This window comes from Bradyrhizobium sp. STM 3561 (assembly GCF_045571455.1).
GTDB classification, from domain to species: Bacteria; Pseudomonadota; Alphaproteobacteria; order Rhizobiales; family Xanthobacteraceae; genus Bradyrhizobium; species Bradyrhizobium vignae.
In genome coordinates this window covers 1,262,457-1,275,934 of record NZ_CP120695.1, presented here as the reverse complement: position 1 = coordinate 1,275,934, position 13,478 = coordinate 1,262,457, and the positions used below count along the sequence as shown (strand labels likewise).

The 13,478-nt window shown below is 62.2% G+C and carries 14 protein-coding genes; 6 read left to right on the top strand and 8 right to left on the bottom strand.

Features of this window, described 5'->3' with window-relative positions; genetic code table 11:
• Positions 1-6 precede the first annotated feature (6 nt).
• From P6U28_RS05745 to P6U28_RS05735, 3 genes are all read right to left on the bottom strand, one after another.
• Positions 7-948, bottom strand: coding sequence for a hydroxymethylglutaryl-CoA lyase (locus P6U28_RS05745; protein WP_122404520.1), 942 nt, complete (start codon positions 946-948; stop codon positions 7-9).
• Positions 945-2,138, bottom strand: a complete 1,194-nt coding sequence (locus P6U28_RS05740; RefSeq protein ID WP_122404521.1) for a CaiB/BaiF CoA-transferase family protein — start codon at positions 2,136-2,138, stop codon at positions 945-947. Before P6U28_RS05740 ends, P6U28_RS05745 begins: the two co-directional genes overlap by 4 nt.
• 108 nt (positions 2,139-2,246) lie before the next feature.
• On the bottom strand, positions 2,247-3,089 hold the full coding sequence (locus tag P6U28_RS05735; protein ID WP_407121930.1) for a LysR family transcriptional regulator: 843 nt from the start codon (positions 3,087-3,089) through the stop codon (positions 2,247-2,249).
• 21 nt (positions 3,090-3,110) lie between these two features.
• Here P6U28_RS05735 and P6U28_RS05730 point away from each other — a divergent pair, with 21 nt between their 5' ends.
• Positions 3,111-3,284, top strand: a complete 174-nt coding sequence (locus P6U28_RS05730; protein WP_407121929.1) for a hypothetical protein — start codon at positions 3,111-3,113, stop codon at positions 3,282-3,284.
• A gap of 826 nt (positions 3,285-4,110) precedes the next feature.
• Here the strand turns inward: P6U28_RS05730 and P6U28_RS05725 are convergent.
• The 3 genes from P6U28_RS05725 to P6U28_RS05715 are packed head-to-tail and all read right to left on the bottom strand — an operon-like array spanning position 4,111 to position 6,604.
• Positions 4,111-4,656: a DUF4863 family protein gene (locus P6U28_RS05725; RefSeq protein ID WP_407121928.1), complete on the bottom strand. Its 546-nt coding sequence runs from the start codon at positions 4,654-4,656 to the stop codon at positions 4,111-4,113.
• Positions 4,657-4,670: 14 nt separating this feature from the next.
• The gene (locus tag P6U28_RS05720; protein ID WP_244607709.1) at positions 4,671-5,399 is read right to left on the bottom strand and encodes a nitroreductase; all 729 of its coding nucleotides are present in this window, start codon (positions 5,397-5,399) and stop codon (positions 4,671-4,673) included.
• Entirely contained in the window at positions 5,375-6,604 is a 1,230-nt protein-coding gene (locus P6U28_RS05715) for an ABC transporter substrate-binding protein (protein ID WP_244607710.1), read from the bottom strand. The genes P6U28_RS05720 and P6U28_RS05715 overlap by 25 nt, the downstream gene beginning before the upstream one ends.
• Positions 6,605-6,678: 74 nt before the next feature.
• Here P6U28_RS05715 and P6U28_RS05710 point away from each other — a divergent pair, with 74 nt between their 5' ends.
• From P6U28_RS05710 to P6U28_RS05695, 4 genes are all read left to right on the top strand, one after another.
• Positions 6,679-7,809: a LysR family transcriptional regulator gene (locus P6U28_RS05710; protein WP_244607711.1), complete on the top strand. Its 1,131-nt coding sequence runs from the start codon at positions 6,679-6,681 to the stop codon at positions 7,807-7,809.
• A gap of 263 nt (positions 7,810-8,072) precedes the next feature.
• Positions 8,073-8,369: a hypothetical protein gene (locus P6U28_RS05705; RefSeq protein ID WP_244607712.1), complete on the top strand. Its 297-nt coding sequence runs from the start codon at positions 8,073-8,075 to the stop codon at positions 8,367-8,369.
• Positions 8,370-8,403: 34 nt separating this feature from the next.
• Positions 8,404-8,709, top strand: coding sequence for a hypothetical protein (locus P6U28_RS05700; RefSeq protein WP_122404525.1), 306 nt, complete (start codon positions 8,404-8,406; stop codon positions 8,707-8,709).
• A gap of 323 nt (positions 8,710-9,032) precedes the next feature.
• Positions 9,033-9,206 (top strand): DUF3606 domain-containing protein, encoded by a 174-nt coding sequence (locus P6U28_RS05695; protein ID WP_122406789.1) that lies wholly within the window; start codon positions 9,033-9,035, stop codon positions 9,204-9,206.
• Positions 9,207-9,429: 223 nt separating this feature from the next.
• Here P6U28_RS05695 and P6U28_RS05690 read toward each other — a convergent pair whose 3' ends face one another.
• Positions 9,430-11,133: an amidohydrolase gene (locus P6U28_RS05690; protein WP_122404526.1), complete on the bottom strand. Its 1,704-nt coding sequence runs from the start codon at positions 11,131-11,133 to the stop codon at positions 9,430-9,432.
• 337 nt (positions 11,134-11,470) lie between these two features.
• The gene (locus P6U28_RS05685; protein WP_122404527.1) at positions 11,471-12,655 is read right to left on the bottom strand and encodes an ABC transporter substrate-binding protein; all 1,185 of its coding nucleotides are present in this window, start codon (positions 12,653-12,655) and stop codon (positions 11,471-11,473) included.
• A 219-nt stretch (positions 12,656-12,874) separates the two neighbouring features.
• On the opposite strand from P6U28_RS05685, the gene P6U28_RS05680 reads away from it, so the two are divergent.
• Positions 12,875-13,468 (top strand): MarR family winged helix-turn-helix transcriptional regulator, encoded by a 594-nt coding sequence (locus P6U28_RS05680; RefSeq protein ID WP_160118850.1) that lies wholly within the window; start codon positions 12,875-12,877, stop codon positions 13,466-13,468.
• The last annotated feature ends 10 nt before the right edge of the window (positions 13,469-13,478 follow it).

Sequence of the window (13,478 nt, the reverse complement as noted above, 5' to 3'; positions counted from 1 at the left end):
GGATGTTCAGCCCGAGTGCCGCAATCGCTCCGGAAGCGGATGCAGGTCCGAGGCGGGGCCGGCCTTGGCGACCTGACCGGGCACGTCATGCCCGACCAGTCCGGTCAAACGGCATGACACGTCAATCAGGCCTCGCAGATCGAGGCCGGTCGCGAGGCCCATCTCCTGGCAGAGATTGACAAGATCTTCGGTACAGACATTGCCGGTAGCCCCGGGTGCAAACGGGCATCCGCCCAAGCCGCCGAGCGCCGCATCGAAGCGTCGCGCTCCAGCATCATGAGCGGCGAGCACATTGACTAGCCCCAGGCCGCGGGTGTTGTGGAAGTGAAGCGTCAGCTTGTCCGCGGGCACCAGCAGCAAGGTCCTGGCCACTAGTTGAGAGACCTGGTTCGGATTGGCCATGCCGGTCGTATCGGCGAGCGTGATGCCGTCGGCGCCGAGAGCGAGATAGCGGCTGACGATGTCCAGCACCTTGTTGATCGGCTGCGCCCCCTCGAACGGGCAACCGAACGCCGTCGCGACGGTGGCGTTGAGCAGAGCGCCAGCTTCGTGTGCGGGCCCTGAGATTTCGGCGAGCGACGCCAGCGAGCGCGCATGCGTCATGTTCATGTTCGCGCGGTTATGGGTCTCGCTCGCCGACATCACGAAGTTGAGCTCGTCGGCGCGTGCCGCCAGCGCCAGCTCGGCGCCGCGCCGGTTCGGGATCAATGCGGTGTAGACCGTACCCGGCCGCCGCGTGATGCCGGCGAAAACCTCGGCAGCGTCGCGCAGCGACGGAACGGCCGCTGGCGAGACGAAGGACGACACCTCGATGCGGGCGAAGCCGATCGCGGACAGGGAATCGATCAGCTTGATCTTGTCGGGCGTCCCGACCCATTTCGGCTCGATCTGCAATCCGTCGCGCGGCGCAACCTCCTGAATGACGATGGCGGGTAGTGCGGCGGTCATTGCACCGCTCCAGTGCGGCGCAGCCGCGCGATGTCAGCCTCCTCGAGACCGAGACCCGACAGAACCTCGTCCGTATGCTGACCGAGGGTGGGGCCTGACCATCTGACGGCGCCTGGCGTGTCGGAGAACTTTGGCGTAATCCCCGGCATCTTTACGGTGACATCACCCGGCAGCTCGGTCGGCAGGATCATCTCGCGAGCCGCATAATGGGGATCGCTGACGATGTCTGCGACCGAGTAGATCCGTCCTGCGGGAACGTCGGCGCCGTCCAAGACCGCCAGAATCTCCTCCATCATCCGCGTCGTCGTCCACGCGGTGATGGCGGCGTCCAGGATGGCGTTGCGGCGAACGCGCCCGTCATTGCTGGCGAGCGATGGATCGTCGGCGAGATCCGGCCGGCCGACGACCTGCATCAGGCGCCGGAAAATCGCATCGCTATTGCCGGCGATGACGACGTGCTGACCGTCCGAACTCGGATAGGTGTTGGAGGGGCTGATACCCGGGAGAGCGCCACCGGTGCGGGTCCTGACATGCCCCATGAGGTCATATTCGGGGACGAGACTCTCCATCAGATTGAACACGCTCTCGTAGAGCGAGACGTCGACCACCTGGCCACGCCCCTGGCCGGTCTTGACCCGCAGCAGCGACATCAGAGCGCCGATCACGCCGTGGAGCGAAGCAAGGCTGTCGCCGATGCTGATGCCGACACGAGCCGGCGGACGTTCCGGATCGCCCGTGGTGAAGCGGAGGCCCCCCATGGCCTCGCCGATCGCGCCGAAGCCGGACCTGTCGCGGTAAGGGCCGGTCTGGCCGTAACCGGAGATCCGCACCAGCGTCAGGTCGGGATTGAGCCTGGACAGCACATCCCAGCCGAGGCCAAGCTTCTCGAGGTTGCCCGGCTTGAAGTTCTCGATCACGACATCTGCCTGAGCCGCAAGGCGAAGCGCCACTTCGCGGCCTTCTGGCGACTTCAGATCGATCGCGATCGACTTCTTGTTGCGCGATTGCAGGTACCACCAAAGCGAGGTGCCCTGATGCAGCTTTCGCCAGCTGCGCAGCGGATCACCGGTGCCGGGCTGCTCGATCTTGACCACCTCGGCGCCGAACTCGGCGAGCAGCCGCGCGGCAAACGGCGCGGCAATCAAAGTTCCGAGTTCGACGACTCGAATTCCGGACAGCGGTCCATCCATGGCAGGCGCTCCTCGACGATCTGTTTCGTCGAGATGTCGCCGACCAGGAGGTGTTGAGTCCAATAGTCGTTGATGAAGGAGCGTTCGCGGATGACGAACGCCGCAAAATTAGTGGGCGCTGACCGATGGAGAGCGCAGATGCGCGAGCATCAGATGGCTCGTTGCCGACAAGCCCGCAGGATCTCTCGCAACCAGCACCAGTTCGCGGTCGGCCCAGTCGTCGCGCAACGGAACCGCCGCCAGACCCATGCCGTGGCTCAGCACCTCGAACGCACGATCCGGAATGAGACCGATGCCCATGCCTGCCTGCACCATGCGGCAAACCGCATCGAAGCCGGGGACATGAACACGCAGTCTGATCGATTTGCCGATCTGCTGCGCGGTGTATTGCGAGCGCAGATAGATCGAGCTGGTCGCGAACAGGCCGACATGATCGTAGTCCAGCGTATCGGCAAAGGTGACCTTGCCGGACCTCGTCAACGGGTGATCGGACCGCACCACGATGACGAGGCGATCCCTGCGGTATGAGAAGCGTTCCAGCCCGCGGGTCGACACATCCGCTGAGCAGATGCCGATCTCGGCTACGCCCTCCTCGACACCGCGAACCACCTCGGCGCTTGCCCGCTCCTGCAAATCGAGGCGCACCATCTCGTGCGACCGAAAGAATCCCGGCAGATCGTCGGGAAGGAATTCGACGATCGAGGACAGATTGGCCAGCATCCGCACGTGTCCGCGCACGCCTCGGGCGTGCTCGGCCATGTCGACCGCGATCTTCTCGACGTTGAGCAGGGTGACGCGCGCATGATGCAGCAGCGATTCTCCCGCAGGCGTCAGAGCCATCCCGGTCGGGTGCCGCTCGAACAGGGCAACCTCGAGCGCCTCCTCGAGATCATGCATGCGCTTGCTAACTGCGGATGCGGCAATCGCCTCCCGTTGCGAGGCGCGCGTCACTTACCCTCTTCGCAGATGGCGATGAACAGCCGCAAGGTGGTGAGGTCGATGCGCCGAACGAGATCAATCCTGTGTGACGACGTTGATCGCGGCGGCATTGTTTTCTGTTGCATGGTCGGCTTTCCCAACCTGCAAGATAAGCCCTCCAATGTGGAGCGTTTTCTCAAACTTCACGGCGCCATCGAGCAAAATTAGGATAGAATCTCAAAATGCGTCCAAAAATCTATTTTTTATTTCAACCGAGTTGGTGCCGCTGTGCAGCGCGCATTTAATCCGCATCCACTCAGCTGCGCTGCATCACCCGAGCTGCCGTTGAGGTCATGCCTTAGAACCAGCGCCTGTTCGCGAGGGCGAACAGTTCCGCGCTCTCAATCTTCGCGCTCGCAATCTGCCGAGCTTGCCCGCCCTGTTTCCGGCCTCCGATCGTCCGCAATTAGCCCTAAAGACAAAATCGCGACGGTCTAATTTGGCATGCCCCGTCCGCTGACGCGTCATGAACAGAGATGGCAACCCGCAGCACTCGCGGTAATTAGCTCGATACGATCCTGTATAACGTACGACAAGGCAGCGATCGCATTCCACATGAAATCGGCAATAGTTCAGATTGACATCTCCGCATAAGCGTGTTGCCGGTCGTGAAAGTTGGACCGCGCCTTGCAACGGACAGGCGACTGCGCCAAATCGCGGGCAAGGTCGACACTCCGCTGACCGCGCGAAAGCATTTAGTTCGATTTATGTACTTTGGTTCCGCTCAAATTCCTTATGCCGCTCGTCAAACCAGAGACGAAAGACCGCGTCCTGCATTGACCCCGCCCTGATAGCGAACGCATTGCTTGCGGCCTGATATCGTTCCTGGCGCGTCGGATACTTCTCAAAGATGCCTTTCAATTTATTCTCAGCCTCACGATTGTTTTGCATCAGTCATTACATATCTATCATCGGACGGCTAGGTAGTCCCTATTACGTGGAGCAGCTGGGCTCCAAGTCAAACGCCTTCAGATGACGCGCCCGCGATGCGAACTCAGCGATCGGACGGAGGTTTGAAGTCATACGAGATGCGTCCGGCGGGCAGATAGAACAGGGCAATCACCGCGCCGCCCCTCACCTCCGGATAGTGCCGGCTGCCGGGATCCGGCGCTGTCCAGCCTGGCCCCTGCCAGCCCTGCAATCCCCTCAGCTGCGCCCCCTTGTCGAGAGGAACGACGAGGTTTAGCTCGCCATAAGGATGGCCGTGATATTGCCCGCGCAGCACGTCGTGATCGTCCTCGTCCTTGAAGCAGCGCGGATCGGCACTGTTCATGTAGACTGCGGTGATGCTGAACTGAAACGTCTCGGGGACCGGCTCGAGGATGCGGCTGCGTCGATAGTTCGGTCCGTCCACCTCCTGGTTCGCCGCCCAACCCTCCTCGACTCCAATTTTAATGAGACGAGCGAGATCCTGGTAGAGCGCGCTGTGCTCTCCATAAGTCTCGTTGAGCCATCGCTCCATCGCCGCGCTCGGCGTCATATCCTTCACCTCGCGCAGAAAAGGAATGCTGCGCTCGATCAGCTGTTCACGGCTTCCCATGACTTTCTCCTGTTTTAGTCCTCGAAACCCTTGAAGGAGGCGAATGCCTCCACATCCGCGCGTGGCATCAGCCGCCCGCTCGCCTGCTCCCTGGGGTGCCCGATCGAGATCCCGCAGACCACCATTTGCTCGGGAGGGATGGACAGCAGCGGACGCAAAATCCGGTGAAATTTGGCGAAGGTTTCTTGCGGACAGGATTGCAGCCCACGTCCTACCGCCGCCAGCATCACGTTCTGGATGAACATGCCGAGATCGAGCCAGCTTCCCATGGCCAGGCGCCGATCGATGGTGACGATCAATCCAACCGGGGCGCCGAAGAACGTGTAGTTCTTTGCGGTCTGCCGACTCCTCCCGGCAGCATCGAACTGACCGATCCCGAGCGAGGAATAAAACAATCGCCCGAACTCCTGGCGACGGCCGAGATAGGGCTCAGGCAATGCGGTGGCGTAGTATTGATATTCGGAGAAGTGCTCGTTCGGCTCGTTCTCATACGCATGCAGAAGCGCGGCCGACACTTCGGACCTAGCGGCGCCTGCCAGCACGTAAACGTGCCAGGGCTGGATGTTAGCGCCACTCGGCGCGAACCGCGCCACGCGCAGGATCTGCTCGACGGTCGTCCGCGAGACGGGTCGACCGGAGAACTCGCGACACGAGAGCCGACCGGCGATTACCTCGTCGATCGGATTACGCGCGACTCCGTACGCTGGGTCCATGTCGATCACGACTTCTTCACGAGCGAGCATCCGCCGTCCTCCATCGGTCTGAAAGCCTCGTCCCCCGGGATGGTGGCCAGGAGTTCGTAGTAGTCGAACTGGTACTTGGACTCCTCCGGTGACTTGACGCGAAACAGATACATGTCGCGAACCAGCCGACCGTCCTGCCGGATCCTGCCGTTGCGGGTCATGAAATCGTTCACGGGCAATCCACGCATCTGGGCCGCCACAATCGGTCCATCGAGCGTGCCTGCGGCTTCGACCGCCTTGAGATAATGCATCACCGCGCCATACGTGCCGGCGTGGATCATGGTAGGCACCTTCTTTGTCTTCTCGATGAACCGCTTAGACCACGCGCGCGTCTCGTCGTTGAGGTCCCAGTAGAAAGCCGAACTCAGCATTAGGCCTTGCGCGCTCTGCAGTCCGAGGCTGTGAATGTCGGCGATGAAGACGATCAAGCCGGCAAGCTTTTGCCTGCGCGTCACACCGAACTCGCCGGCTTGCTTGACGGCATTAATGAAGTCGCCGCCGGCATCGGCCAGCGCGATCACGTCGGCTTTGGAGGCCTGCGCCTGCAGCAGGAAGGACGAGAAATCGGGCGTATTGATCGGATGCTTCACTGCACCAACGACCTTGCCGCCGGTGGCGTCGATCACCTTCCGGCTGTCGGCTTCGAGCTGCGCACCGAGCGAATAGTCCGCAGAAAGGAAGAACCAGGACTTGGCGCCGAGACGCGAAATCGCCCTCGTCGTCCCCTGCGACAGTGCGTAGGTGTCGTAGGTCCAATGGATCCCGGTGGGCGAGCACTCGTCACCAGTCAACCGGGACGTAGCGGCCCCGGTGGCAAGAAACACCTTTTTCTTGTCTCGCGTGATGCCCTGCACGGCCAGCGCGACCGCGGAGTTCGGGACGTCCAGGATGGCCTCGACATTGTCGTTCTCCAGCCAACGCCGGGCAATCGCCGCGCCGATATCCGCCTTGTTCTGATGATCGCCGGCGACGATCTCGATCGGGCGCCCGAGGACCTTGCCGTTGAAATCGTCCACCGCCATTTGCGCCGCGACGACCGAGCCCCGGCCGCCATTGTCCGCGTAGAGCGACGACATGTCCGTCAGCACGCCGAGCCTGATCGGGCCGTTTTGTGCAATCGCCGAGGTCGCGAGCGCCACGAGCGCCGCGGCCAGTCCAAGAGATTTGTGTACGCGGCTTCGAGCCGATCTCACCCAGGCCATCATCGTTTTTCTCCTCCCAACCCGGTACCGACAATCTTGACCAGGACGGCGCGTTACGGAAGTGAAAGTCTTTCAGGATGATCCTGAACCGGCTTCAGATGGCCGGTGGCGCCACAGCAATACGCCCATGGCTTATCCAATCGGTTGCATCCGCCGAACGTCTGGCCTTAACTGCGTTCAGTCGCAAAACCCTGCCACGGCTGCGATCCGCTACAGAGAGGGCTCCCGGCGTGCCGGTTTCCTTCAAGACATTGGACCTGAACCTGCTTAAGGTTTTCGACGCCGTCATGGAGGAGCGGAGCGTTCTGCGCGCCAGCCAGAAGGTCGCGTTGAGTCAGTCCGCCGTCAGCCACTCGCTGGCGCGGTTGCGCGAGATGTTGGAGGACGAACTGTTCGTCCGCACCGCCGCCGGGATGCAGCCGACGGCGCGGGCGCTGACGATGGCGCCGCAGGTTCGCGAGGCGCTGCGATCGCTCGAGGCTGCGGTCGAGCTGCCGACCTTCGCTCCGGCGGTATCCACCAAGCCGTTCACGCTTGCCGCCAATGACTTCACGACGATGGCGCTTGCGCCGCCGCTGCTGAAGATATTGAGCCGGGAGGCTCCGTCGATCGACCTCACAATCAAGCCTGTAACGCGGATCGATCTCGCCCAGCAGATCGACCTAGGACGCATCGACGTCGCCATCGGCGTGTTCTCGTCTCCGCCGAATCGCTTCCGCACAGCTTTCTTGTTCGAGTATGACGATGTGCTGATCGTCGGCGGAAAGCGTAAGCTCGGCCGGCTCGACAACGCGAAGCTCGCCGCCCTTCCGCTAGTCGTCGTCTCCTTCGGAGGAGAGCAGGAAGGCGCGATCGGTGGTTTCATCTCAGAGCGCGGGCTGGCCAGGCGGTCGGAGATGTATGACCGCGCCGCGCTTGAACGGGCGTTGTCCGAGACCGACCGGCCCCCGCGAATCGCGGTTTCGCTGCCGCACTTCCTTGCCTTGCCCGCGCTCCTGGCCGAATCCGAGCTGGCGGCCATCGTTCCGCGGCCGTTGGCGCGTGCCTTCGAGCAAGCGCATGCGATCACGATTTATGAACTACCCTACAGCACGACCCCTGTGGAGGTGCGGATGCTGTGGCACGAGCGAATCGCGGACGAGCCATCGCACGAATGGCTTCACGAGGTACTCCGCCGCGCGACCGAGGAGCTGAGGCGCGCGCGTTAGTTGGCCTTAGCGCATCAGTTGCCGTCACCGGATGTCGCGTCGTCGCACGGCTATGCGCCTGCGCAAGGTACCTAGTTGGTTGCCGACCGTTACTGTGCGGGTAATCGTCGCTTTTTTAGCCACCTTGCGTTCCTGGCAATTCTTGCACGGATCAGTGCGCTGTTGGTGCAAATGGCGATCGGGCGCCTCTCGTCCCGCGCAGTGGAGAACCCGTCAGAGGACGGGATCGCCCTTGGGCCCGTGCCTTCGCGAGGTTTAACAAAATGGTTAAGCAGCTCGCTCCTACTAGCGAGGACGCGTCACCTTACGATGTTCCGGACCTCGTCTACATGGGCAAGGTCGGTACGGGATGGAGCCGGACGACCTCAGCGCAGATCCGCAAGGCGCTCGACACCGTAGTTAGTCCGAAGCAGAGGCTGACGAGGACCATCAGGAAGCCGAAGGCAACATGGGTCGAACCCAAGTTCTATGCCGACATCGAGTACCGCGACATCACCTCCGAAGGCCTCCTGCGGGCCAGCTCGTTCAAGGGGCTGAGCAGAGGAACACGCCGTTCATAGCCGCGTTTTCCCGAGAGTATGTGGAGTACCGGCCATGGATCCGGAACGGCGAGTTGCGAAGGCCTTGGAAGACGCTCAGGGCATTCTGGCCCGATATGTCGAGCCCGGCCACAGAGATTGCGAGCAAACCATAAATCAGCTGCTTGACGTGCTCGACGACGAGACCGTCGTGCAGGCGCTCAAGGAATCAAAGATGGAAAAACCGACTGCAGAGCAAATAGCCGAGCTCAAGAGGCTCAGTGCGATCGCACGGGTCCCGGACGAATCGGAGATCGTGACTTCGAAGGAAGAAGCCGAGATCCGGATCCGCGACCTGAAAGACAAGGCGCGGATTGAATGATGCCCGAACCGAAGAAAACGCCAAAGGACGTCGACCCCGCGCATCCCGCATGAATTCGATGGCCACGTTCGATCCCGATGTGTCGCGTTCACGCTGGACTCAACGACCAGATCATCAAATGGAGCCCTCAGTGAGCTGCGTTGTACCGAGAGCACGCGTCGGAATGGGGATGACGGCGTCGTAACCTGGGACGGCCTGTTGCTCGATGGATGGACTCCCATCGTCTCTCGCCATCCCTATGGCCTCTGAGTCGCGTACTGCAGCTGACGCGGAACCCGCGATTTCTTGCGGCGTTGCATCGCCATAAGCAACAGGAGGAGCCGATGGCCGCAACGAAGAAGAAAACAGCGCGTGGACGCAAACAGGACCGGGCCCGAGTGGCCACGGGACAGGACTACGAAGTCCGGTATGAAGCGAAGAAAACCGGCCGCTCGGCATCGGCCGTCAAGAAGGTCGGGAATTCCCGCAAGCGCGTCGAGAAGCGTCTCGGCCGCTAGGTCCCTCACACTAGCAATTTCGCTATCTATCGGAGTCTATCGACTGGATGGCGCGCCACCAACACTGACAGTGTGCTCGACTGACACAACTCTTCAAATACCGTCAGATGTCAGGAACACACTTCCGTCGCCAGAGCCCGCTCCCCGCCGTCCTCCGACCCAAGCGTCGGCGATTGCTGGCGACGTCGACATTGCACGCTTCGGCGTTCGTCTCCTCTCTGGGTCAGCGTTGAAAGACGAGTTTGCCTCCGACCAGCGTGATGTCCGCCTTGATGTCTTTGATCTGCTCTTCCGGAATGGCCATGTAGTCCGCGGAAAGGACCGCGAGGTCTGCAAGCTTGCCCGGCTGTATCGTACCCTTGCGTGCTTCGTCGAACGTGTAGCGCGAAGCTGCCGACGTGTAGAGACGGAGCGCCTGTTCGCGACTGATAGCTTCCGTGGCGCCGTACACGCTTCCATTGGGATCTTTCCGCGTCACCATGATGTACATGTTGAGGAACGGGTTGATCGGGTTGACGGGGAAGTCGGTTCCGGCGCCGAGGCTGTCCAGCCCCATTTTTTCGATCAAGGTCTTGGTCGGCACGGCGCGATCGGCGGTCGGCCGTCCCAGGAAGCGCTCGACGGTCGCGGCCTTATCCCACATGAAGACGTTCTGGAAATCGACCCTGACCCCCAGCTTGCGAGCGCGCTCCATCTGCTCGGGCCTGATCAGACTCGCGTGAATGAGAACGAAACGACGGTCCCGGATGGACCTTTCCTTGTCGGCAGCTTCGAAAGCATCGAGTACCTGGTCGATGCCGAGATCGCCGACGACGTGCACACCTACACGCCAACCGTAGCGATTGCAGATCGAGACGAGTTGCATGAGCCGTTCGGGCGTTTGCTGGGCCATGCCATGGTAGTCATCGTGCGAGTCCGGATAGACATCTCGCATTAGCGCCGTCTTCAGGGTCATGCCGCCATCGTAGAAGATCTTGATGCCGGCGAACTTGACCCAGTCGTCGCCAAAGCCTGACGAAGCTCCGTTGCCCGACATGATCGCCTCCCAAGCGGTCAGCTCGGCGGGCGGCTCGGGTCTGAACATCAATCCCGTCCGCAACGTCGCCTGTCCGGACGCGGCGATCTTCTGCAGTGTGCGGACGTCGCGCGCTTCCGTGGCGCCCTCGACTGCGCTCGTGATCCCGAAAGTGTTCAGTGCCCCCTCCGCGAGCGTGAACTGCCTGATTTCGTCGTCTTCGGTCCACGGCGGAACAGCCTGCTCGACCCGGTCGATCGCCGTCTCGGAGAGGACGCCGGTCAGTTCCCCGGCGGCGTCGCGCTCGAAGGAACCGCCGCTCGGGTTCGCGGTGGTCTTGTCGACGCCTGCCTTCTGCAGCGCCATCGTGTTCGCCATGGAGAAATGACCGACGGTCCGCAGATAGACCGGATTGTCGGGGGCGACGCGGTCGATCTCCTGCCTCGTTAGATACCGTTTCTCGGCGAGTTGCGACGGCGGGTGCCACGCGCCGCCCACAATCCAGTCGCCCGGCTTCTTCTTGGCCACGAACGTCTTGATCGCCTCGAGCGCTTCGGCGACCGTCTTGGCGCGGCTCATGTTGACGACATAATCAGCGAGACCGGCCGCCTTGAAGTGAGCGTGAGTATCGATCAGGCCGGGAATCACGGTCTTGCCGGACACGTCGAGCACTTGCGTGCGCGCTCCGGCGAGCGCCCGGATGGATGCGCTGCTACCGGTCGCAAGAATTTTTCCGTCTCGAACGGCGATCGCCTCGGTCACGCTGGATCGTTCGTCGAGGGTCAGAACTTTTCCGTTGACGAGGACGAGATCGGGCGAGTTGACATTGCCTTGCTGGGCAGCAGCGGGCGCTGCGCCCGCGAATAGAACTCCTGCACCGAGCATCGCGAGCGCCGCCGACCTGCAGATCATTCCAACCTCCCGATCGTTGTGTTCAATAGACGAACATCTTCCCTTTTCTCGATGATACCCCGCCTGTCAAAGCGGTCCACCGATTCAGGGTCGTGCACGCCGCGATCGTTGCACCCCATCAACGACGACGATCGAACCGGTCGAGAAGGGATTGCAGGCGAGAAAGTGGACCGCGTTCGCGATGTCCAATGACTCGCCCAAGGTTCGGCTGCCTTGGCACCGCGTCGAGAACGAGCACTTGGCACGAATGGCTTCACGAGGTGCTCCGCCGCGCCACCAGAGAGCTCAGGCACGGCCGCTAGTGGCCGGCCCCGCTTCGCCACACTATCGGCGGCCCTCATTGCGCGGCCATTGTACCGGACATCGGAACCCAGCGCTCGCCGTCGAAACGCTGCGGGCGCAGCGACGTGATCAGGCGATAATCATCCGGGCTGGTATTGACGGTGATGCCCGGGATCAGGCCCGGCAGCGCCACGTTCTTCAGCGCAGTGGCCTGCTTCATGATGTTCTGCCGGGACAGATCGTTACCGCAGGCCTCGATGACCTTGGTCATGAGAACAGCGACGTTCCATCCGGTGAAGTTGAGCTGATCCTCGATATCGCCCTCGGGATAATACTTCCTCATGAAAGCCAGCCACTCCAGATATGCGGGATCGTTGGCCCATTCGGGATCGCCGACCGACTTGGTCGGCGTCGCCGAGATCGCCCCCTTGGCGTTGTCGAGCCCGGCCGGCTTGAGGATCGTCGGCACGAAGTTGCTGCCGATCGGCAGGAACTGCTGCGCGCGCCAGCCGAGCTCGCCCGCTTTGCGGATCGCCTGCGAGGTAAATTTGCCGGTCGACGCATTGAGGAAGACGTTGGCGTTGGTGCTCGCCAGCGCCACGACCTGCGAATCGACCGTGGGCGACGTGACTTCGTAAGGCGACGCCGCGACAATCTCGGCCTTGGGATCGAGCCGGGCCAGTTCGGTTTTGAAGCTGCGACGATATTCGCGGCCGTAGTCGTCGTTCTGGTACAACACGGCCACGCGCGCACCGGGCGTGTGCTCGGCCACCAACCGCGCGTAGATCGCAGCCTCGGTGCTGAACAGCGTCATCCCCGAGATCGTATAGGGACTGGTCTTCGGATCGGCAAAGCGCTCGCTGGCCGCGAACACGAACAGCTGAGGGACCTTCTTGGCGTTGAGATATTTCTGGACCGCAGCGTTCTGTGCGGTTCCCATGCTGCCGAAGATCGCGACCGCCTCGTCATTTTCAATCAGCCGGCGCGTCTGCTCTACCGCCTTCGGCGGACTATAGCCATCGTCAAGCGAGATCAGCTTGACCTTGTGGCCATTGATGCCGCCGCGATCGTTGATCATCTGGAAATAGCGGGTCTGCACCTTGCCGACGGCGCTCAGGGCCGATGCCGGCCCGCTATACGGCATGGTCTGCCCGAGAACCAGTTCAGAGTCCGCCGCCCTGGCCGAACCGCAAGCAGCCAGTGCAGCCGCCAACATCAATGTCGCGCAAAGTCCGTGCATTGCGCTCCTCCCTCGATTTTTCTTACCTGGAATATTCTTCCTAGGAAGCTATTTGTCAACCCGCGCTACGCGGCCGCAATTGGCCGCTGCGCCGCGGCCATGCACGGGGCTGGAGCGAGACCAGGAACTTGCGAGGCGACACCTGAATTTGGCGGTGCTAGATTGCTGCGACGCATGATGCCGGCGCAATTGGCCCGCGGTGAAGGGGACTGGAAGGGAATGAAGAAGAGCAGCGTGTCACACCGCGGCGAACCCGCGATCAAGCAGTCGCCATCACCTGACAGCACCCTTTACGACGATATCGAGGCCGCGTGGCTGGAGCAACGGCCCGACCTCGACCTCGCCGCCGCCTGCACCTTGCTGCGGCTGGAGCGCGTCAACCAGCTCCACGAGAGGCGCCTGCAGGACATAGCGAAGGCGGTCGGGCTGCAGACCGGCGAGCTGTATGTGCTGCTGGCGCTGCGGCGCTCGGGCAAACCGTACGAGCTGCGTCCCACCGACCTGTTCCGGGCCCTGCTCGTCACATCGGGCGCGATGACCAAGCGCGTAGCGCGGCTGCAGGAAGGCGGCTTCGTGCTGCGCGTCTCCGCCAACGACGACGGCCGCTCCGAGCTGGTCCGCCTCACCGCCAAGGGTCTCGCGACCGCCGACCGCGGCATCGCCGAGGTGGCAAGGGTCGTCGCGCGCACGATCGAGGCAAGCGGGCTGACCAAGGCGGAGATCGCGATGCTCGACCGCTGCCTGCGCAAGCTGCTGGCGGTGCGGACGGTGAAAACGCCGAAGAAGTCCGGCCGGCTTACGGCGGTGGACTAGCTGCGGCACC